The 22,318-nt window shown below is 65.3% G+C and carries 14 protein-coding genes; 10 read left to right on the top strand and 4 right to left on the bottom strand.

The window, feature by feature from the left end; genetic code table 11:
- Nucleotides 1–117: 117 nt before the first annotated feature.
- The 4 genes from rpoB to SP6_RS06865 all read left to right on the top strand — a co-directional run bounded on the left by rpoB (nucleotide 118) and on the right by SP6_RS06865 (nucleotide 9,655).
- Nucleotides 118–4,296 (top strand): DNA-directed RNA polymerase subunit beta, encoded by a 4,179-nt coding sequence (gene rpoB / locus SP6_RS06880; protein ID WP_007403838.1) that lies wholly within the window; start codon nucleotides 118–120, stop codon nucleotides 4,294–4,296.
- Between the two features lie 87 nt (nucleotides 4,297–4,383).
- Nucleotides 4,384–8,670 carry a DNA-directed RNA polymerase subunit beta' gene (gene rpoC / locus SP6_RS06875; protein ID WP_007403781.1) on the top strand — a complete coding sequence of 1,429 codons (4,287 nt, stop codon included), beginning with the start codon at nucleotides 4,384–4,386 and terminating at the stop codon, nucleotides 8,668–8,670.
- Nucleotides 8,671–8,939: 269 nt separating this feature from the next.
- The gene (locus SP6_RS06870) at nucleotides 8,940–9,119 is read left to right on the top strand and encodes a hypothetical protein (protein ID WP_007403709.1); all 180 of its coding nucleotides are present in this window, start codon (nucleotides 8,940–8,942) and stop codon (nucleotides 9,117–9,119) included.
- 248 nt (nucleotides 9,120–9,367) lie between these two features.
- The gene (locus SP6_RS06865; protein WP_037567719.1) at nucleotides 9,368–9,655 is read left to right on the top strand and encodes a hypothetical protein; all 288 of its coding nucleotides are present in this window, start codon (nucleotides 9,368–9,370) and stop codon (nucleotides 9,653–9,655) included.
- On the opposite strand, the gene SP6_RS06860 is transcribed toward SP6_RS06865, so the two are convergent.
- From SP6_RS06860 to rplJ, 3 genes are all read right to left on the bottom strand, one after another.
- A complete protein-coding gene (locus SP6_RS06860; protein ID WP_227876533.1) occupies nucleotides 9,656–10,093 on the bottom strand; it encodes a nuclear transport factor 2 family protein in 438 nt (145 codons plus the stop codon).
- Between the two features lie 165 nt (nucleotides 10,094–10,258).
- Entirely contained in the window at nucleotides 10,259–10,633 is a 375-nt protein-coding gene (gene rplL, locus SP6_RS06855) for a 50S ribosomal protein L7/L12 (RefSeq protein ID WP_007403895.1), read from the bottom strand.
- A gap of 70 nt (nucleotides 10,634–10,703) precedes the next feature.
- On the bottom strand, nucleotides 10,704–11,225 hold the full coding sequence (gene rplJ, locus SP6_RS06850) for a 50S ribosomal protein L10 (protein WP_007403805.1): 522 nt from the start codon (nucleotides 11,223–11,225) through the stop codon (nucleotides 10,704–10,706).
- A 441-nt stretch (nucleotides 11,226–11,666) separates the two neighbouring features.
- Here rplJ and SP6_RS06845 point away from each other — a divergent pair, with 441 nt between their 5' ends.
- The 3 genes from SP6_RS06845 to SP6_RS06835 all read left to right on the top strand — a co-directional run bounded on the left by SP6_RS06845 (nucleotide 11,667) and on the right by SP6_RS06835 (nucleotide 16,151).
- Nucleotides 11,667–14,147, top strand: coding sequence for a PhoX family protein (locus SP6_RS06845; protein WP_042468742.1), 2,481 nt, complete (start codon nucleotides 11,667–11,669; stop codon nucleotides 14,145–14,147).
- 92 nt (nucleotides 14,148–14,239) lie between these two features.
- The gene (locus SP6_RS06840; RefSeq protein ID WP_050794117.1) at nucleotides 14,240–15,331 is read left to right on the top strand and encodes a lactonase family protein; all 1,092 of its coding nucleotides are present in this window, start codon (nucleotides 14,240–14,242) and stop codon (nucleotides 15,329–15,331) included.
- Between the two features lie 115 nt (nucleotides 15,332–15,446).
- On the top strand, nucleotides 15,447–16,151 hold the full coding sequence (locus tag SP6_RS06835) for an HPP family protein (RefSeq protein WP_007403729.1): 705 nt from the start codon (nucleotides 15,447–15,449) through the stop codon (nucleotides 16,149–16,151).
- A gap of 232 nt (nucleotides 16,152–16,383) precedes the next feature.
- Here SP6_RS06835 and SP6_RS06830 read toward each other — a convergent pair whose 3' ends face one another.
- On the bottom strand, nucleotides 16,384–18,708 hold the full coding sequence (locus tag SP6_RS06830) for a TonB-dependent receptor (protein ID WP_007403710.1): 2,325 nt from the start codon (nucleotides 18,706–18,708) through the stop codon (nucleotides 16,384–16,386).
- 233 nt (nucleotides 18,709–18,941) lie between these two features.
- Here SP6_RS06830 and SP6_RS06825 point away from each other — a divergent pair, with 233 nt between their 5' ends.
- The 3 genes from SP6_RS06825 to SP6_RS06815 all read left to right on the top strand — a co-directional run bounded on the left by SP6_RS06825 (nucleotide 18,942) and on the right by SP6_RS06815 (nucleotide 22,237).
- Entirely contained in the window at nucleotides 18,942–20,390 is a 1,449-nt protein-coding gene (locus tag SP6_RS06825) for a short-chain fatty acid transporter (RefSeq protein WP_042468740.1), read from the top strand.
- A gap of 178 nt (nucleotides 20,391–20,568) precedes the next feature.
- Nucleotides 20,569–21,213 carry a DUF47 domain-containing protein gene (locus tag SP6_RS06820; protein ID WP_007403814.1) on the top strand — a complete coding sequence of 215 codons (645 nt, stop codon included), beginning with the start codon at nucleotides 20,569–20,571 and terminating at the stop codon, nucleotides 21,211–21,213.
- 10 nt (nucleotides 21,214–21,223) lie between these two features.
- Nucleotides 21,224–22,237 (top strand): inorganic phosphate transporter, encoded by a 1,014-nt coding sequence (locus tag SP6_RS06815; RefSeq protein ID WP_007403902.1) that lies wholly within the window; start codon nucleotides 21,224–21,226, stop codon nucleotides 22,235–22,237.
- The last annotated feature ends 81 nt before the right edge of the window (nucleotides 22,238–22,318 follow it).

Raw genomic sequence — 22,318 nt, 5'->3', positions numbered from 1 at the left:
CATCGGACGCCGGATGCCGCCGCAAGTCTTTGCGAGCGGCCTTTCGGCGTCTTTGCGTCGCGTCCCGTCCGGAGGTTTCCGGGCAGCGAATATACGGCTGACGAGGCAGACAGATCCATGGCAACCAAGGCGATCGACAGCGGCTCCGCCCCGCGCAAGGGCGATGGCAGCACCGCCAAGCGGCGCATCCGCAAGGTGTTCGGCGACATCCACGAAGTGGTGCAGATGCCGAACCTGATCGAGGTTCAGCGCGAAAGCTACGAGCAGTTCCTCCGTTCGGACAAGTCGCGGGGCCATGTGTCCGGCCTCGAAAAGACGCTGCGCAGCGTCTTCCCGATCCAGGATTTCGCCGGCACCGCCTATCTCGACTTCGATGACTATGTCCTCGAGGACCCGAAGTTCGACGTGGAAGAGTGCCGTCAGCGGGGCATCACCTATGCCGCGCCGATGCGCGTCACGCTGCGCCTGACTGCGTTCGAGGTCGATCCCGATACCGAAGCCAAGTCGGTCATCGATATCAAGGAGCAGGACGTCTACATGGGCGACATGCCCCTGATGACGGAGAACGGCACCTTCTTCATCAACGGCACCGAGCGCGTCATCGTCAGCCAGATGCACCGTTCGCCGGGCGTGCTGTTCGACCATGACCGCGGCAAGACCCATGCCTCGGGCAAATATCTCTTCGCCGCGCGCGTGATCCCGTATCGCGGCTCGTGGCTGGACTTCGAGTTCGACGCCAAGGACATCGTCAACGTCCGTATCGACCGCAAGCGCAAGCTGCCGGTGACGGCGCTGCTCTATGCGCTGGGCATGAACTCGGAAGAGATCCTCAATTATTTCTACAACCGCCTGACCTTCGTTCGCGGCGACGGCGGCTGGAAGATCCCGTTCCAGGCCGAGAACTGGCGCGGCGCCAAGCCGATGTTCGACATCGTCGACGCCAACTCGGGCGAGGTCGTGTTCCCAGCCGGTCAGAAGATCAGCCCCCGCGCCGCCAACAAGGCGGCCAAGGACGGCCTGACCCAGTTGCTGATCCCGACCGAGGAAATCTTCGGTCGCTACTCGGCCTATGACCTGATCAACGAGCAGACCGGCGAGATTTATGTCGAAGCCGGTGACGAGATCAGTGCCGAGAACCTCGAGGCGCTGGACAAGGCGGGCGTCGACACGATCGAACTGCTCGACATCGACCATGTCGCGACCGGTCCGTGGATCCGCAACACGCTGAAGGCCGACAAGGCCGAAGAGCGCGAGCAGGCGCTGTCGGACATCTACCGCGTGATGCGCCCCGGCGAGCCGCCGACGCTGGAAACGGCCGAAGCGCTGTTCGCGGGTCTGTTCTTCGATCCCGATCGCTACGACCTGTCGGCCGTGGGTCGCGTCAAGCTGAACATGCGCCTCGACCTCGACTGCCCGGACACGGTGACGACGCTGCGCACCGAGGACATCCTGGCGGTCGTCAAGACGCTGGTCGACCTGAAGGACGGCAAGGGCGAGATCGACGATATCGACAATCTCGGCAACCGTCGTGTGCGTTCGGTGGGCGAACTGCTGGAGAACCAGTATCGCGTCGGCCTGCTGCGCATGGAGCGTGCGGTCAAGGAGCGCATGTCGTCGGTCGACGTGTCGACGGTGATGCCGAACGACCTGATCAACGCCAAGCCCGCGGTCGCCGCGGTGCGCGAGTTCTTCGGGTCGTCGCAGCTGTCGCAGTTCATGGACCAGACCAACCCGCTGTCCGAAGTGACGCACAAGCGTCGCGTCTCGGCGCTCGGGCCGGGCGGTCTGACGCGTGAGCGCGCGGGCTTCGAAGTCCGCGACGTTCACCCGACCCATTATGGCCGCATCTGCCCGATTGAGACGCCGGAAGGCCCTAACATCGGTCTGATCAACTCGCTGTCGACCTTCGCCCGCGTCAACAAGTACGGCTTCATCGAGACGCCGTACCGCAAGGTGATCGACGGCCGCGTCACCGACGAGGTCGTGTACCTCTCGGCGATGGAGGAGCAGAAGCACACCGTCGCCCAGGCTTCGGCCGCGACGGATGCGGACAACCGCTTCACCGAGGATCTGGTCTCGGCGCGTCAGGCGGGTGAATTCCTGATGGCGCTGCCCGATCAGATCACCCTGATGGACGTCAGCCCCAAGCAGCTCGTCTCGGTCGCCGCCTCGCTCATTCCGTTCCTGGAAAACGACGACGCCAACCGCGCGCTCATGGGCTCGAACATGCAGCGTCAGGCCGTGCCGCTGGTGAAGGCGGAAGCGCCCTTCGTCGGCACCGGCATGGAAGAGACCGTGGCCCGCGACTCGGGTGCGGCGATCGCGGCGAAGCGTGCCGGTATCGTCGACCAGGTCGATGCGGCGCGTATCGTGGTTCGCGCGACCGGTGAGGTCGATGCCGGCAAGTCGGGCGTCGACATCTACACGCTGATGAAGTTCCAGCGTTCGAACCAGTCGACCTGCATCAACCAGCGTCCGCTGGTGAAGGTGGGCGATGTCGTGAAGGCGGGCGACGTGATCGCCGACGGCCCCTCGACCGAGTTCGGCGAGCTGGCGCTGGGCCGCAACGCGCTCGTCGCGTTCATGCCCTGGAACGGCTACAATTATGAGGACTCGATCCTCATCTCCGAGCGGATCGTGAAGGACGACGTGTTCACGTCGATCCATATCGACGAGTTCGAAGTCATGGCGCGCGACACCAAGCTCGGGCCGGAAGACATCACCCGCGACATTCCGAACGTGGGTGAAGAGGCGCTGCGCAACCTCGACGAGGCGGGCATCGTCTATGTCGGGGCCGAGGTGGAGCCCGGCGACATCCTGGTCGGCAAGATCACGCCCAAGGGCGAATCGCCGATGACGCCGGAGGAAAAGCTCCTCCGCGCGATCTTCGGTGAAAAGGCCAGCGACGTGCGCGACACCTCGCTGCGTCTGCCGCCGGGCGTGGCCGGTACGATCGTCGACGTGCGCGTCTTCAATCGTCACGGCATCGACAAGGACGAGCGCGCGATGGCGATCGAGCGCGAGGAGATCGAGCGTCTGAAGAAGGACGCCGACGACGAGCGCACGATCCTCAACCGGGCGACCTGGAGCCGCCTGCGCGAGATGCTGCTCGACCAGACCGCCACCGCCGCGCCGAAGGGCGTGAAGAAGGGTATCGTCATCGATGCCGAGGTGCTGGAATCGGTCGATCGTCACGAATGGTGGAAGTTCGCCGTCGCCGACGACGCGCGCCAGAGCGATCTGGAAGCGGTCAAGGCGCAGTATGACGAAGCCGCCAAGCGGATCACGGACAAGTTCCATGACCGTCGCGACAAGCTGGAGCGTGGTGACGAACTGCCGCCGGGCGTGCTGAAGATGGTCAAGGTCTTTGTCGCGGTGAAGCGCAAGCTGCAACCGGGCGACAAGATGGCCGGCCGTCACGGCAACAAGGGTGTCATCAGCCGCATCCTGCCGCAGGAGGACATGCCCTTCCTCGCGGACGGTACGCCGGTCGATCTCGTGCTGAACCCGCTGGGCGTGCCGTCGCGCATGAACGTCGGTCAGATCTTCGAGACCCACCTGGGCTGGGCGGCGCGCAACCTGGGTATGCAGGTTGCGGCGCAGCTCGAGGATTGGCGCGAAGCCAATCCCGACGCCAAGCCGGGCGCGGTGCCGGAAGCGGTGAAGGCGCGGCTCGTGGAGATCTACGGCGATCATTATGCCGAAGACATCCAGGCGCGTGACGACGAGGAAGTGGCCGAGCTGGTCCAGAACATCCGCACCGGCGTGCCGATGGGGACCCCGGTGTTCGACGGCGCGCGTGAGAGCGACGTGTCGGAGATGCTGGAACTGGCGGGCCTCCACACCTCGGGCCAGTCGGACCTGTTCGACGGGCGCACCGGCGATCAGTTCGACCGCAAGGTGACCGTGGGCATCATCTACATGCTGAAGCTCCACCACCTGGTCGACGACAAGATCCACGCGCGTTCGATCGGGCCGTACTCGCTCGTTACCCAGCAGCCGCTGGGTGGTAAGGCGCAGTTCGGTGGCCAGCGCTTCGGTGAGATGGAAGTGTGGGCGCTGCAGGCTTACGGCGCGGCGTACACGCTCCAGGAAATGCTGACGGTGAAGTCGGACGACGTGGTCGGCCGCACCAAGGTCTACGAAGCGATCGTCAAGGGCGACGATACCTTCGAGGCGGGCATCCCGGAGAGCTTCAACGTGCTGGTCAAGGAAATGCGCTCGCTGGGTCTCAACGTCGATCTCAAGTCGATGGAAGAGGCGCAGGACGACGGTCTGGCCGAGGCGGCGGAGTAAGACAGGTGAAGCCGGTGGGGCGACATGCCTCACCGGCGCCTTGCCTACCTCGCCCGATGAATTTTCCCTCCCTGTGAGGAAAGCAAAATGAACGAACTGACCAACTTCGCCAATCCGGTGGCCAAGCCGGAAACCTTCGACCAGATTCAGATCGGTATCGCGTCGCCCGACAAGATCCGTTCCTGGTCGTTCGGCGAGATCAAGAAGCCCGAGACGATCAACTACCGCACGTTCAAGCCGGAACGTGACGGCCTGTTCTGCGCGCGCATCTTCGGTCCGATCAAGGATTACGAATGCTTGTGCGGCAAGTACAAGCGCATGAAGTACAAGGGCATCGTCTGCGAAAAGTGCGGTGTCGAAGTCACGGTGTCGAAGGTCCGCCGCGAGCGGATGGGCCATATCGAACTGGCCGCCCCCGTCGCGCACATCTGGTTCCTGAAGTCGCTGCCGTCGCGCATCGGCCTGCTACTCGACATGCAGCTCAAGCAGCTCGAGCGCGTGCTGTACTTCGAGGCCTATATCGTCATCGAGCCGGGCCTGACCCCGCTGGAGAAGTATCAGCTTCTCACCGAGGACGAACTGCTCGACGCGCAGGATGAATATGGCGAGGACGCCTTCTCCGCCGGCATCGGCGCGGAAGCGGTCCGCATCATGCTCGAGAGCCTCGACCTCGAGGGCGAGCGCGTGCAGCTTCTGGAAGAGCTGGCGACGACCAAGTCGGAGCTGAAGCCCAAGAAGATCATCAAGCGCCTGAAGGTCGTCGAGAGCTTCATCGAATCGGGCAACCGCCCCGAGTGGATGATCCTCGAAGTGATCCCGGTCATCCCGCCCGAGCTGCGCCCGCTGGTGCCGCTGGACGGTGGCCGTTTCGCAACCTCGGACCTGAACGATCTGTATCGCCGCGTCATCAACCGCAACAACCGCCTGAAGCGCCTGATGGAGCTGCGTGCGCCGGACATCATCGTCCGCAACGAAAAGCGCATGTTGCAGGAAGCGGTCGACGCGCTGTTCGATAACGGCCGTCGCGGTCGCACGATCACGGGTGCCAACAAGCGTCCGCTGAAGTCGCTGTCCGACATGCTGAAGGGCAAGCAGGGCCGCTTCCGTCAGAACCTGCTCGGCAAGCGCGTCGACTATTCGGGCCGTTCGGTCATCGTGACCGGTCCGGAGCTGAAGCTGCACCAGTGCGGCCTGCCGAAGAAGATGGCGCTCGAGCTGTTCAAGCCGTTCATTTATGCCCGTCTGGACGCCAAGGGTCTGTCGATGACCCTGAAGCAGGCCAAGAAGTGGGTCGAGAAGGAGCGCAAGGAAGTCTGGGACATCCTGGACGAGGTGATCCGCGAGCACCCGGTCATGCTGAACCGCGCGCCGACGCTTCACCGTCTGGGCATCCAGGCGTTCGAGCCGGTGCTGATCGAGGGCAAGGCGATCCAGCTTCACCCGCTGGTCTGCTCGGCGTTCAACGCCGACTTCGACGGCGACCAGATGGCCGTGCACGTCCCGTTGTCGCTCGAAGCGCAGCTGGAAGCGCGCGTCCTGATGATGTCGACTAACAACATCCTGTCGCCCGCGAACGGCAAGCCGATCATCGTGCCGTCGCAGGACATGGTGCTGGGCCTCTATTACCTGTCGCTCGAAAAGCAGAACGAGCCGGGCGAGGGCATGATGCTGGCCGACATGGAGGAGGTCCACCAGGCCCTCTTCGCCGGTGCCGTCACGCTGCATACCAAGATCGTCAGCCGCGTTCCGCAGACCGACGAGCAGGGCAACCAGTATCTCAAGCGCTATGAGACCACCCCGGGTCGCATGCTGCTGGGCGAGTGCCTGCCCAAGAGCCACAAGGTGCCCTTCGACGTCGTCAACCGCGTCCTGACCAAGAAGGACGTGGGCGAGGTGATCGACGAGGTGTATCGTCACACCGGCCAGAAGGAGACCGTGCTGTTCGCCGACGCGATCATGGCGCTGGGCTTCCGTCACGCGTTCCGCGCCGGCATCTCGTTCGGCAAGGACGACATGATCATCGCGCCGGACAAGGATCGTCTGGTCGACGAGACGCGCGAGCAGGTGAAGGACTTCGAGCAGCAGTATCAGGACGGCCTGATCACGCAGCAGGAGAAGTACAACAAGGTGATCGACGCCTGGAGCCGTTGCGGCGATCAGGTCGCGAACTCGATGATGAACGAGATCAAGGCGGTCCGGCATTACGAGGATGGCCCGATGGAGGGCCGTGAGAAGCCGATCAACTCGATCTACATGATGGCCCACTCGGGCGCGCGTGGTAGCCCCGCGCAGATCAAGCAGTTGGCGGGTATGCGCGGCCTGATGGCCAAGCCGTCGGGCGAGATCATCGAGACGCCGATCATCTCGAACTTCAAGGAAGGTCTGACCGTTCTTGAATATTTCAACTCGACCCACGGCGCGCGTAAGGGTCTGGCCGACACGGCACTGAAGACGGCGAACTCGGGTTACCTGACCCGCCGTCTGGTCGACGTCAGCCAGGACTGCGTCATCATCGAAGAGGATTGCGGCACCACCCGCGCCCTCGAGATGAAGGCGATCGTGCAGGGCGGTTCGACCATCGCGTCGCTCGGCGAGCGTATCCTGGGCCGCACCACGGCCGAGGACATCGTCGACACCAAGTCCGGTGAGGTCATCGTGGCATCGGGCGTGCTGCTCGACGAGCCGATGGTGGCCAAGATCGAGGCGGCGAACACCCAGGCGGTCAAGATCCGCAGCCCGCTGGTCTGCGAATCGAAGATCGGCGTCTGCGGCAAATGCTATGGCCGTGACCTCGCTCGCGGTACGCCGGTGAATATCGGCGAAGCGGTCGGCGTCATCGCGGCGCAGTCGATCGGTGAGCCGGGCACGCAGCTGACCATGCGTACCTTCCACATCGGTGGTGCGGCGCAGCTGAACGAGCAGTCGAACCTGGAAGCGGCGGTGGACGGTGTCGTCCAGTTCCGTGACCTGCGCCTGATCGTCGACCAGCGGGGCCGTCGCGTGGTGCTGAGCCGTTCGGGTGAGATCGCGATCGTCGACATGGACGGCCGCGAACTGTCGGTCGACCGTATCCCCTACGGTGCCTATGTCCTGTTCGACGATGGTCACATCGTGTCGAAGGGCGACCGCATGGCCGAATGGGACCCGTTCACCATGCCGGTGATCACGGAAAACCCGGGTACGGTGAAGTTCCAGGACCTTGTCGAAGGCAAGACCCTGACCGAGCAGGTCGACGAAGCCACGGGTATCGCCCAGCGCGTCGTCACCGAATATCGCGCCTCGACCAAGTCGAAGGAGGATCTGCGTCCGCGCATGACCCTGCTCGACGACAATTCGGGTGAGGCCGGTCGCTACATGCTGGCGCCGGGTGCGACGCTCTCGGTCGAGGACGGGGCGCAGGTGCAGGGCGGTGACGTTCTGGCCCGTGTGGCGCGCGAGTCCGCCAAGACCCGCGACATCACCGGCGGTCTGCCGCGCGTCGCCGAGCTGTTCGAAGCACGCGTGCCGAAGGACTCGGCGATCATCGCCAAGGTCTCGGGTCGTGTCGTGTTCGGCAAGGACTACAAGGCGAAGCGCAAGATCGGCATCCAGCCCGAGGATGGCGGCGAGGTCGTCGAGTATCTGGTGCCCAAGTCGAAGGTGATCGACGTTCAGGAAGGCGACTACGTCAAGCGTGGCGACAACCTGATCGGCGGCTCGCCCGATCCGCACGACATTCTGGAAACGATGGGCGTGGAGCCGCTGGCCGAATATCTGGTCAGCGAAATCCAGGAAGTGTATCGCCTCCAGGGCGTGAAGATCAACGACAAGCACATCGAGACGATCGTTCGTCAGATGCTGCAGAAGGTCGAGATCACCGATGGCGGCGACACCACGCTGCTGAAGGGCGAGCAGGTCGATCGCGAGGAAATGGACGCGATCAACGACAAGCTCGACGCGAACCAGGTCCGGGCCCAAGGCAAGCCCGTTCTGCTCGGCATCACCAAGGCGTCGCTGCAGACCCGCAGCTTCATCTCGGCGGCGTCGTTCCAGGAGACCACCCGCGTCCTCACCGAGGCGGCGGTCCAGGGCAAGCAGGACACGCTGATGGGCCTGAAGGAGAATGTCATCGTCGGCCGCCTGATCCCGGCGGGTACCGGTGCGGGCATGAACCGCCTGCGCGTGGCGGCCTCCAGCCGCGATGCCGCGCTCCGCGCGCAGCAGCGCAAGCTGGCCGAGGCGATCATCGCGCCGGTCAGCGCGGCCGAGCAGCGGGCGGCGGAAAACGCCCGTTCGCCGCGTGACGATGCGGGCACGGGCAGCGATCCGCTGGCCGAGGTCGTGCCGTCGGGCCAGGGTACTGACGCCGATGCCGGCGAGTATCTGAACGACTGATCCGGCTAACGGATTGGAATCGAAAGGCCGCCGTCCGGGCAACCGGGCGGCGGCTTTTTTGCAACCAAGCCGGTACATTTTGTCGTTGACGCACGAACGGGATTGGCAGAGAGGCCGACGCGACGAAAAACCCCGATTTGCGCCGAATGGAGGGTGCGCAAGACTTTGTAACGGGAACCGAAACCCCCTCCCAACCATATACAAATGTTGGAGAAGATCCCCGAACCGCGCGGGTTATTGGCGCGGTGAGGGGGCCCTGGAGACCTGAAATGACGTCGCCTGAGATTGACGAAGAGTATTTCTACCAACGTGCTGAAACGGAACTGGAACTGGCGCAGAAGGCGACCCACCCCGCAGCGGTTCGAGCGCATTATATCATCGCCAACCACTATCTCGATCGCGTGTACAGCCAGCCCGCCGACGGCGTGGTGGTCGAGGCGGCGGAGTAAGCGACGGACGAAATCATCGGTTTAACAACAGGCGCCTGCGGGGCGCCTGTTTCGTATCGGGCGGCGACCATGTGGTCGTCCAAGGCGATGACCCTGTCGTTCTACGAGTCCGAATCCCGGTATACGAACCGGAGGGGTAAGACCGGCGAACCCCTGCCCAGCTTAGCCGAAGCGTCCATCGCGGTGCCCTGTCGGCGATCCCCGCACCTCCCGAAAGTTGCAAGGTCTTCCATATCGTCGCGTCCCGCGTGAACGAGCCGGTGTACATCAATGCCGAGCTGAACGCGCTCTATCCGCACAATGTCGATGCCATGTTCCTGGCGGAGTTGTGGCGACGGCCGACGATCAACGGCTTTTCGACTTTCAATCCGCCCGACTGGCAGTTCGGCGATCCGCTGGCGGCGGGTTATGATGCACGGGCATTGGCCTATATCCGGCGGCATGGCCTGCGGCATGTCTGCCGGCTCGACATGCGAGAGGCGCGGCCCTGGCACCGGGTTGGGGAGCGGGCGGGCCAGGGCGGGAGAAAGCCTTGATCACGGCGCCTTGGCGGGGGGCATCGGCGTATATTGTGCCGAGACCAGTTGCCAGCCGCCATGCGCCTGACGTGCGACATAGCGCACGCGCAGCGAGCGGCTTGTGCCGTTGGGCGGGCTGATCGTCCGCCGTGCGGTCACGATCCCGATCGGCCCCCGCGCATGGACGACGATGTCGCTATTGGTCATCGGCGGGGCGGGGCGCTTGGCCTCCGGGGCATAATAGCCCAGCACCTTGTCGCGCGTATCCACGTCGCCGACCGGCGAAATCTCTTCATAGTCGGGGGCCAGCGTCCGATCGAGCGCGGCCGGGTCGAACCGGGTGCGTGCGGTTTCGAACCGCTCGACCAGCATGCGCAGCGGCGCCTCGGGAGCTTGGGCCATCGGTGTCATGCCCGCGCCGGTCATGGCCAGCCCTGCCATCAGAAGACTCGTCACGGCACTCCCCCTTGCTGCTCGCGGCGCATTCCATGCGACTTCGTGAATTGGCGCAAGAGGGAGCGTGCGCCGAACCCAAAAGAAAAAGGCGACCCCCGCGAAGGGGCCGCCCTTTCTTTAGCTCGCCAAGCGAACGGGTGCGGAGGTTGCCCTGCCGCAGTCCGATTACTTGAGCTCGACGGTCGCGCCGGCTTCTTCGAGCTGCTTCTTGATCTTCTCGGCCTCGTCCTTGGCAATGCCTTCCTTGACGGGCTTCGGAGCGCCTTCGACCAGCGCCTTGGCTTCGGTCAGGCCCAGGCCGGTGATCGCGCGGACTTCCTTGATGACGTTGATCTTCTTGCCACCGTCGCCGGTGAGGATCACGTCGAATTCGGTCTTCTCTTCAGCGGCCGGAGCGGCAGCGCCGCCAGCAGCAGGAGCAGCGGCAACGGCCGCAGCGGCCGAGACGCCCCACTTCTCTTCGAGCATCTTCGAGAGCTCAGCGGCCTCGAGGACGGTCAGCTCGCTCAGCTGGTCAACCAGCGCGTTCAGGTCTGCCATGTTCTTATCTCCAATACGGGCCGGGTAGATGGGCCCGAGTGTGTCAGTTCAAATCGTATTCGCCCGAAGATCAGGCGGCTTCCTTGTCCTTGTCGGCATAAGCCGCGAGGACGCGGGCGATCTGCGCCGCGGGAGCCTGGGTGATGGTGGCCAGCTTCGTGGCAGGCGCCACGATGAGACCAACCAGCTTCGCCCGGAGCTCGTCCAGCGAGGGCAGAGTCGCCAGCGCCTGCACGCCTGCGACATCAAGGACATTCGCACCCATCGATCCGCCGACGATCTCGAACTTGTCGGTCGTCTTGGCGAATTCCACGGCCACCTTGGCGGCGGCCACGGGATCGATCGAGCTGGCGATGCCGACGGGACCCGTCAGCATGTCAGCGACACCGGCATAGTCGGTGCCCTGGGCTGCGATCTTGGCAAGCCGGTTCTTCGAGACCTTGTAGGTCGCGCCGGCTTCCCGCATCTTCGTGCGCAGGGCCGTCGACTGGGCGACGGTCATGCCGTGGTTGCGGGTGATGACCACCACGCCAACCTCGTTGAAGTTGCGGTTCAGTTCGGCGACGGCCTGGGTCTTTTGATCGCGATCCATGCCATTCTCCATGGTTGGAACGACCGCGAACGGTCATCCCGGTTGCTTGACCGGGGGGTGTGACCACCCCTCGGGGTGTCCAGCGATGGGGAATGGGCAACCGACGCGTAGGAAACGCGGGGCAGACCGGGCGGGACCAGCAAGTGGCACGACCGGCAAAATCCTTTTCCCCGTCTCGGCAGGAGATTAAGTCGGGGCAAATTCCCCGGCACCTGCTGTCTTGGACGGAATCCGAACGGGCAAGCCCATCCGGATGCGGGGGTGCGCTTAGGCGCAATGGCAAAAGGAGTCAAGCGCGGCGGGCGAATGACCTGGATGTCATGACAGAGTCATCTTCGCGTCATCGACATGACGCCGAAATGAAGCCTGTGTGACTTGGTCGGACGGCAAAGGGCGGGTACTGACCGCGCAGCTTCTCCGCGCGGCGCCGGGGGATTTTCCATGTCGGATATCAACAACCTGGTCGCCTATGACGATGGCGACATCGATACCAACCGCTCCGCCAACACGCATATGGGTGATCTGATCGCCACCCGCCTGTCGCGCCGCCAGACGCTGCGCCACGGCGTGTCGGCGATGACGACCGCGCTGTTCGGCGGCGCGCTACTCGCCGGTTGCGATGACGAGAATCCGCAGGCCGTCACCGCCACGGCGGCGGGCAGCACGGCCAGCGTCGCGGCGGGCCGCCCCGTCACCCTGACCGGCACCGTCGGCAGCGGCCAGGTCGCCAATGTGAACTGGAGCCAGACGGCGGGTCCGTCGGTCACGTTGACGGGCGCCAACAACCTTGTCGCCTCGTTCCGCGCGCCGGCGGTGGCGACCGCGACCCAGCTCGCCTTCAAGCTGGAGATCACCAGCCGCGACGGTCTGGTCACCAACAACACGGTGACGGTCACCGTCACGCCGATCGCGCTCGACTTCACCGCCGTGCCGCACAGCCTGGCCGACGTCGTCACCGTGCCTTCGGGCTATAGCGTGACCGTGCTCTACCGTCTGGGCGATCCGATCGCCTCGGGGGTCGCGGCCTATGCCAATAACGGTACCGACACCAATTTCGCGCAGCGCGCCGGCGACCATCATGACGGCATGAGCTATTTCGGGCTGGCGTCGTCGGGCACCAATCCGGACCCGAACAACAGCACGCGCGGCCTGCTGGTCCTCAATCACGAGAATATCAGCGAGCAATATCTGCACGTGAACGGCCAGACGCCGTCGCCGCGCCCGGAGAGCGAGGCGATCAAGGAGATCGAGTGCCACGGCGTCTCGGTGATCGAGGTGACGCGCAGCAACGGCACCTGGAGCTATGTCCAGGGCTCGGCACTCAACCGCCGCATCACGCCCAACACGCCGATGGCGTTCAGCGGCCCGGTGAAGGGCAGCGCCTGGCTCAAGACCGCCTATTCGACCGATGGCAGCATGGGGCGCGGAACGATCAACAACTGCGCCAACGGCACGATGGCGTGGAACACCTATCTGACCAACGAAGAGAATTGGGCGGGCTATTTCCGGCGCAGCAGTGGTGACGTGGCCGTGCGTACCGCCACCACGCCGAAGCAGAATGTCTCGCTGTCGCGCTATGGCATCGGTGAGGGGCGTTCGGGCAATTATGGCTGGACCACCGTCACGCCATCGGACTCGTCGAGCACCATCTATCGCCGCTGGAACGCGACCGCCAATGCCGCGCTGGCCGCAGACGGCACGGCGGATTTCCGCAACGAGCCGTTCCAGTTCGGCTGGGTGGTCGAGATCGATCCGTTCAACCCCAGTTCGACCCCGCGCAAGCGCACGGCGCTTGGCCGCATGAACCATGAAGGTTGCCAGAGCGGCCGGATGATCGCCGGTGTCCGCCCCGCCTTCTACATGGGCGACGACGCGCAGAACGAATATATCTACAAGTTCGTGTCGGCGACGCCGTGGAATGCCTCGGACGCCAGCGCCTCCGACCGTCTGGCGGTGGGCGACAAATATCTGGACAACGGCACGCTCTATGTCGCCAAGTTCAATGCGGACGGCACCGGCATGTGGATGCCGCTGGTGTTCGGGCAGAACGGGCTGACCGCGTCGAACAGCGTTTATCCGTTCGCCGACCAGGCCGATGTCCTCATCAATACCCGTCTGGCGGGCGATGTGCTGGGCGCGACCAAGATGGACCGTCCCGAATGGACCGCGGTCAATCCGGCGACGGGCGAGATGTATTGCACGCTGACCAACAACAGCTCGCGCAAGCCGGTCGCGTCGGGCAGCCAGACCGGTGTCGATGCCGCCAATCCGCGTGCCTATGTCGATCCGCCCTCGACCTCAGTCGGCAACCGCAACGGTCATATCATCCGCCTCCGTGAGACCGGCGACACGACCGAGGCGACCAGCTTCACTTGGGACGTCTACGCCTTCGGGGCGGGCGCGGACGTCGATCCGACCAACATCAACCTGTCGGGGCTGGACGCGACCAACGATTTCTCCTCGCCCGACGGCCTGTGGTTCAGCCTGCCGAGCAATGTCGCAGGCCAGGCGACGCCGGTGATGTGGATTCAGACCGATGACGGCGCGTTCACCGACGTCACCAACTGCATGATGCTGGCCGCGATCCCCGGCCGGGTCGGCGATGGCGGCACGCGTTCGGTGACGAGCAGCGCGGGCGGGGCCTCGGCCACCGTCACCACGCGGATCGGCAAGGCGCCGGGCGTCACGCTGAAGCGCTTCCTGGTAGGGCCCAAGCAGTGCGAGATCACTGGTATCCATTCGACGCCGGACGGTACCTCGGTCTTCGTCAACATCCAGCATCCGGGTGAGGGGGCGGCCACCCCGTCGGCGCCGACCAGCAACTGGCCCGACAGCCAGGGCGGCAGCGCGGCGGCGACGGTGCGTCCGCGCTCGGCGACGATCGTCATCACCAAGAATGACGGCGGCGTGGTCGCGATCTGATCGGCTGACCGCATCGTCGATGCAGGGGGCCGGGAAGGTGATTGCCTTCCCGGCCCCTTTGTCGTTGAAAGGAGACGATGAAAGGGGACGGCATGGCGACGACACGGCGCGAGGTAATGGCGGGCGCAGCGGCGATCGGGTTGGGCACGGCGATCGGCCCCGCGATGGCGCGCGGACCGGGCGGCAATCGGCTGATCGCCGGTACCTATGCCAATGAAGGGGGCAAGGGCCTGTATCCTATCGTCGACGGCCGGGTCGACGCGCCGGTGACGGGCATCGTCAACGCCTCTTACGGCGTCGGCAACGGGCCGGGCGGCGCCTTTTATCTGTTGCGCGAACAGGCCGAGGGGCGCGTCACCGGCTATGGCCCGGGCTGGCGGGCGCGCGGGGCCGCGCCGACCGGTGGCAAGGACCCGTGCCATATCGCACTCGACCGATCCTCCGCCTGTCTGGCGGTCGCCAATTATTCCAGCGGGTCGGTCGCCTTCTACCAGCTCGACCGACGCACGGGCGCGCCGGGTGAGCCCCGGATCTTCCAGCATCGCGGCAACGGCCCCAATGCCGAACGTCAGGCCGGACCCCATGCGCATTGGGTCGGATTCAGTCCTGATCGCCACTGGCTGCACGCGATCGACCTGGGGGCGGACGCGATCTTCGCCTATCGCTTCGATCCCGTCGCGCGCGCCTTGGCCGAGCCGGTGATCGCCTGGCAGGCCCCCGCCGGTGTCGGCCCACGCCATATGGTGCGCCATCCGACGCTGGCGCGCGCCTATCTCGCCTGCGAGCTGGAGCCGCGCCTATTCGTGCTCGACGCGCTGCCCGATGGCCGGTTCCGCACGGCGGGCGAGCGGGCGCTGTTGCCGGACGGGGCGACCGGCGCCTCCTATGCCGCGCATATCGTGATCGATCGCGCGGGGCGGACGCTCTATGTCTCCAATCGCGGCGCCAACAGCATCACCGTCTTCGCGCTCGACGCCCAGGGCGAGCCCAGGGCGGTGCAGCATGTCTCGACCGAAGGCGACTGGCCGCGCTTCTTCCTGCTGCGCGAGGGGCGCGGCGAGATGCTCGTCGCCAATGAACGCTCGGGCACGGTCAAGACTTTTCGCATCGGCAAGGATGGTCGGCTGACCGCGACCGGGCAGAGCATGGCGATCCCCGGCGTGGTGTTCCTGGCGGAGGCGTAGGGCCCGCGACCTTCGTCGGGGTATTACTACCCTCGTCCTTCCGGCGCACGCCGAAGGCGAGTGGGAAGGGCGAGGGCGGTGCCATATCGACGGAAATGCATTAGAGGCGCGGCCCATGCGCTTCTTCCAACCCCTGCTGGCCGGCGCCACGCTGTCGGGCCGGCTGCTCGCCTGCGCGGGCGCGGTCATCGGTATCGCCCTGACCATCATCGTGTGCGACGGATTGCCCCCGCTGGGCCCTGACTTGCCGATCATCGTCGCGCCGTTGGGCGCATCGGCCGTGCTGGTCTTCGCGGTGCCCGCCAGCCCGCTGGCCCAGCCCTGGTCGGTCGTCGGCGGCAATATCCTGTCGACGCTGGTCGGGGTGGCGATGTTTCAGGCGATCCCGTCGCTGCCGCTGGCGGCGGGCTGTGCGGTCGGGGGCGCGATCCTGGTCATGTCACTATGCCGCTGCCTGCATCCGCCGGGTGGCGCGGCGGCGCTGACCGCGGTGATCGGCAGCCAGGGCATCCATGCGGCGGGCTTTGCCTTTGCCTTTGCACCGGTGGCGATCAACTCGATCGCGCTGGTGGCGATCGGCATGTTCTTCCACCGCGCGACCGGACGCAGCTATCCGCACGAGCCGGCGGTGGCGCCGACCGGTATGGACGCCTCGCGCATCCAGCCGGCCGATATCGATGCCGCGTTGGAGGATATGCATGAGAGCTTCGACATCGCGCGTGAGGACCTCGACACGCTGCTCGCCCATGCCGAGCGTCATGCGCGGGCGCGGGCTGCACCGCTCGCGTCCGGGCGATTACGGACCTTGCGGCGGGGTTAGGGCGTGGCCTTCGACGGCGCTCAGGCTGAACGGGAGTCGGAATCAAGGACCAACCGCCGTTCACGCTGAGCGAAGTCGAAGCGCACGTCCCGAACGGACGGCTTGGCGGATGTCAGCCCTTGGCCTTCGACTTCGCTCAGGCTGAACGGAGGGCCGGTATTACGACCGAACATAAAAATGGCCCGTCCCTCGTGCGGAGGAACGGGCCTTTTCCGTCAACCGGTCACATCGATCAGCGATACTTGCCGCTGAACGAGATGCCGATGATGCGCGGCTCGTTGAACACGGCCGCCATATAGTTTTCGATCACGCCCTTCAGGTTCTTCTCGTTCGTGATGTTGCGGGCGAAGACCGACAGGCTCCAATCGTCATGCGGCGCGGTATAGCCGATGCTCAGGCCGCCCTCGAAATTGCCGTTCGAGGTGAACTCCTTGGTCCGGTAGAGGACGAAGTTCGTATAGCCCTGCAGGTTCCAGTCGGTGCTAATGAACGCCTTGCCGCCATTGGCCAGCGGCATGTCGTACTTGGCCGCCAGGTTCAGGTTGTACTCGGGCGCGTTGGGCAGCGGATTGCCGTTGATCTGCGCGAAATAGGCGTTCGCGCCGAACACGCGGCGGGTGACGAACGGGTCGAGCACGGTGCACACCTGCACCCCGTTCAGGCCGCAGGTCTGGGCAAAGACGCGCTTGTCGCGAATCTCGGAGTGCAGCAGGCTGAGGCCCGCCGACAGCGCCAGGTTGCGCACCGGCAGCCACTGCGCATCGGCTTCCATGCCATAGGCGACCGCCTTGTCGGCGTTGAACAGCACGCCATTGCCGTCCGAATCGTTGCCGTTCAGCTGGATGCCCTTCACGCGATAGGCGAAGGCGGCGGCGTTCAGGCGCAGCGTGTTGTTGAACAGCTTCGACTTGAAGCCGGTCTCGAACGACAGGTTGGTTTCCGAATTGGCGGTGGTGAAGTCGGAGTTGAACACCGCCGAGCGGCCCTGGATCGTCGGGCCACGGAAGCCTTCGGCCGCGCGGACATAGACGTTCAGTTCGGGGGTGACCTCATACAGCGCCGACAGGTCCCAGCTCGGCTTGGTGTCCGACAGGCGCACGTCGCGGCGACCGCGATAGGTCGACACGCCGGCGGCGCTGTCGGCGGTGCGCAGCAGCTGGGTGCGCTTGGTGTCCTCGCTGACGCGACCACCGGCGGTCAGCAGCAGGCGATCGGTCGCCTGATAGCTGACCTGACCGAACAGGCCCCACGAGGTGTTGACGTTGTGCAGGCGGACCCAGTTATTCGGGTTCGCACCGATCAGGAACGCGCGCTGATAGAAGTCGGTGATGTCGCGGCTGTCGAAATAGATGCCGCCGAACTGCCACTTGAACGGACCGCCCGAGGTCGAGGCCAGGCGGACTTCCTGCGTCCACTGGTCGAGATCACGGACCTGCCCCTGGCTGAGGCCATAGCCATTGGGCTGGCCGTTCACCGGGAAGTTGGTCGCCGCGCCGCCATCGGTGTCGCCCTTGCTGAAGCCCGAGGTGGTTTCATAGGCGGTGATCGAGGTCAGCTCGGCCGCGCCCAGATCCCAGGCGGCGCGCAGCGAGGCGCCCTGTGTGTCATAGGACTGCGGATTGCCGCGCCCTTCGTCGATCGCGACCTGATCGCGGGGCTCGGCCGACACGTCGCGCGAACCCTTCTTCAACGCCCCGCGATGGAACAGCGTCGAAGTGCCGTCATACCAGCGGGCGTGGCCGGCCAGGTTGAACGACAGCGTCTCGGTCGGCGTGAACAGCAGCTGGAGGCGCACGTCGCGCTCGGTGAAGCCGCCCATCGCGTCCTTCTTGGGCGTCAGCGTGCCGTCGGCGCTGGGGCCAGCATAGACATTGTCGACCCAGTTGTCGCGGTGCTGGACCAGCGCCGACAGGCGGAAGGCCAGCACATCGGCGATCAGCGGGCCGCCGACGCCCGCGTCCATGCTGATCGTGTTGTAGGTGCCGATCGAGGCGGTGGCGCGGCTCTTGAACTCCTGGCTCGGCTTGATCGTGTCGAACTTGATGATGCCGGCGGTCGTGTTGCGACCGAACAGCGAGCCCTGCGGCCCCCGCAGCACTTCGACCTGATCGACGTCGAACACCGGGTTCGACTTCAGCACGACATGTTCGAGGACGACGTCGTCCTGGATGATCGACACCGGCTGCGACGCGCCGAGATAGAAGTCGATGTTACCCAGGCCACGGATGTAGAAGCGCGGGAAGATGCGGCCCGTGGTGGTTTCGGCATAGAGGCCGGGGACGCGGCCCGACAGCGCGAGAATGTCCTCGCCGCCCTGCTGGAAGGCGCGCAGGTCCTGGCCGCCGACGACGCCGACCGACACCGGCACGCGGTTCAGGCTTTCCGAACGACGCTCGGCGGTGACGACGATGTCGTTCAGCCCGGCCTGTTCATCGCCCTGTTCGCCGGCGGCGTTGGTTGTCGTGCCCTGGTCGGCGGTCTGCGCGATCGCCGGCACGGCCGCCAGCGTTCCCCACGCCGCGCCCAGCAGCGCCACGGTCTTGATAACGGACTTCATCTTGTTCCCCACGCTCGACGGATCGGTCGATGCCGTCCGCCTGATTGCAATTTCTCCCGGTGAGGCGGGCGGTTAGAGGCGCATTATGGCGCTTACGTGACAGAGGTGATGCGCTGCGAACACAGTTACAAAGGAATATGCGGTTCGACGCCCGGCACCGTCATGCAACGCAACGCGGCCTGCCGCATTGATGCCCAAAGGGCTGTTTCGACGGCGCAACGACGGGGGATGGCATGGCGGGGGTGGAAACTGGGCGCGAAGCGAGGGGCGGCGAAGGGGCACTGGCGCGGCTGGCATTGCGGTTCACCGGCTGGGCCGAACGCTGGTTTCCCGATGCCTTCGTCTTCGTCGCGATCGCGGTGGTGGTCGTGGCCGCCGCCGCGATGATCAACGGTGCGCCGGCGCCCGTCGTGGCCAAGAGCTTCGGCGACGGCTTCTGGACGCTGATCCCATTCACCATGCAAATGGCGTTCGTGACGATCGGCGGCTATGTCGTCGCCACCTCGCGGCCCGTTCAGCGGCTGATCGACTGGCTGGCCGAGCGGCCGCGCAGCGCACGGGGGGCGATCGGCCTCATCGCCTTTGCGACCATGGTCTCGTCGCTGCTCAGCTGGGGATTGAGCCTGATCTTCGGCGGGCTGTTGGCGCGGGCCTGCGCGCGGCGGACCGAGCTGCAAATGGATTACCGCGCGGCGGGGGCGGCGGCCTATCTGGGACTGGGGGCGACCTGGGCGATGGGGCTGTCCTCCTCCTCGGCGCAGCTACAGGCCAATCCCGCCAGCCTGCCGCCAGCCCTACTGCCCATCACCGGCGTCATCCCGTTCAGCCAGACCATCTTCCTGTGGCAGTCGATGCTGATCGCCGGCGTGTTGATCATCCTGTCGACGATCATCGCGGTCGCCTCCGCGCCCGGTCGTGATACCGCCGTCACCGCGCAGGATATGGGCATCGATCCGGCGCGCGAGGCGGATGACCTGCCCCCGCGCACCCAGCCGGGCGAGTGGTTGGAACATGCGCCGCTGATCACCATCCTAATCGGGCTGCTGGCGTTGGGCTGGCTGGTGCAGGAGTTCGCGCGACAGGACTGGATGATCGCCATCTCCAACCTGAACACCTACAACTTCCTGTTCCTGATGGCGGGGCTGGTGCTGCACTGGCGGCCTAAGCGCTTCCTGATCGCTCTGGGTCGTTCGGTGCCGGCGACGGCGGGCATCCTCATCCAATATCCCTTCTATGCCGCCATCGCCGCGATGCTGACCGGTGCGACCAATGCCGCGGGGATCGGCGTCGCCGACCGGATTGCCCATGCTTTTGTCGCAATGAACACGCAGGCCAGCTTTCCGCTGACCATGGGGGCCTATTCGGCGATCCTCGGATTTTTTATTCCATCGGGCGGCGGCAAATGGCTGCTGGAGGCGCCCTATGTGATGCAGGCGGCCAACGAATTGCAGGTCCATCTCGGCTGGGCGGTGCAGATCTACAATGCGTCCGAGGCGCTGCCCAACCTGATCAACCCCTTCTGGATGCTGCCCTTGCTGGGCATCTTGGGGCTGAAGGCGCGCGACATCGTTGGCTTCAGTTTCCTGCAGTTGATCGTCCATCTGCCGGTGGTGCTGTTCCTGCTTTGGGCACTGTCCTTCACGCTGTCTTATCACCCGCCGGTGATGCCCGGAACCGGATGACTGTCACATAGTTGTAACCCGGTTTTGCTTGACGTGATGCCTGCGGCTGGTCAGGGGGGCGGCGTTCGTACCATCTTCCGTTCATGTCCCTGTTACGGTCCGGCGTTTCGCCGTGGCCCGATAGGCCATGGGCCAAAGACGTGTATGATATCGGATCACTATCGGGGTTTACCGACTGATGTTCGCCTGGTTTCAACGCCTTCTGCCGAAGACGGGCAATTTTTTCGAACTGTTCGAGGCGCAGGCCGCGACGATCCTGGCGGGGGCCGAGGCCACCGTCCGGCTGTTCGACACGCAGGGTGACACCGCCGACGAGATCGCCGTCGTCGCCGCGCGCGAGCATGACGCGGACGAGATCACGCGCAAGGTGCTGACCTCGGTCCGCTCGACCTTCCTGACGCCGTTCGACCGCGCCTCGATCACCTCGCTGATCGGCTCGCTCGACGACACGATCGACGAGATGCACGCCGCCGCCACCGCGATCGGCCTGTACCGGCTGACCCGCTTCGCCCCCGAAATGCGCGAGATGGCGACCGTCGCGGTCGAGGCGGCTCGTCTGACCGTCGAGGCGATGCCGCTGATGCGCGACGTCGCGCGCAACGGCGACCGGCTGCACGCGCTGACCGAGGAGCTGGTCCGCCTGGAGGGCCGCGCCGACGACATCCATGCCGCCGGTCTGAAGCGCACGCTGGAGGAATGCGGCGAGCGCGACACGCTGCGCTTCGTGATTGAGCGCGAGGTGTACAAGCATCTGGAGCGCATCCTCGACGCGTTCGAGGATGTCGCCGACGAGATCGACGGCATCGTCATCGATCACGCCTGAGGCGGCGGCCATGCACGAACTCGCCTTTCCCCTGCTGGTCGGCCTGATCCTGGTCGCGCTGGCGTTCGATTATCTCAACGGCCTGCATGACGCGGCCAATTCGATCGCGACCGTGGTGGCGACCCGCCTGTTGTCGCCGGTCGCGGCCGTGGTGTTCGCCGCCTTCTTCAACTTCGCGGCCTATTTCCTGACCGTCGCCTTTCCCAGCCTGCATGCGGTGGCCGAGACGATCGGCAAGGGCCTGATCGACAAGAGCATCGTCACGCCCGCCGTCATCTTCGGCGCGCTGGGCGGGGCGATGGCGTGGAACGTCATCACCTGGCTGCGCGGTATCCCCTCGTCGAGCAGTCATGCGCTGGTCGGCGGGCTGGTCGGCGCGGGCGTCGCCCATGCCGGCATGGACGCGGTGAAATGGGCGGGGCTCAACAAGACACTGATCGCCATCGTCCTGTCGCCGATGCTGGGTATGATCCTGGCCATGCTGGTCATGCTGCTGAGCAGTTGGGGCTTGCGCCGGTCGAGCGCGGGGCAGGCGGAGCGCAGCTTCCGCGCGATGCACCTCGTCTCCTCGGCCGCCTATTCGCTCAGCCACGGCCTGAACGACGCGCAGAAGACGATGGGGATCATCACCGTGCTCCTCTATTCAACCGGTCGCCTGTCGGGCCCGTTCGAGGTGCCGCACTGGGTCGCCATCTCCTGTTATGTCGCGATCGCGCTGGGCACGATGACCGGCGGCTGGCGGATCATCGAGACGATGGGCACCCGCATCACCAAGCTGTCGCAGCATCAGGGCTTCAGCGCCTCGACCGCCGGGTCGATCGTGATTTTCCTGGCCTCGGCCATGGGCATTCCGGTGTCGACGACGCATACCATCACCGGCTCGATCATCGGCGCGGGCGTGGCCAGGCGGGCCTCGGCGGTGCGCTGGGGCGTGGCGGGCAATGTGGTGATCGCCTGGATCATCACCATCCCGGCCTCCGCCGCGATGGGGGCGGGCTTCTACCTGCTGACCCGGTTGTTCTGATACGAGGGGAGGGCGAAAGTCCTCCCTTTTTTATGATCCTCCCCGATACGGGGAGGTGGCAGGCCGCAGGCCTGACGGAGG

Origin of the sequence: Sphingomonas paucimobilis NBRC 13935, assembly GCF_000739895.2 — a bacterium.
Classification (GTDB): Bacteria; Pseudomonadota; Alphaproteobacteria; order Sphingomonadales; family Sphingomonadaceae; genus Sphingomonas; species Sphingomonas paucimobilis.
The sequence above is the reverse complement of the archived record's forward strand: the minus strand, read 5'-3'. Positions and strand labels throughout refer to the sequence as shown.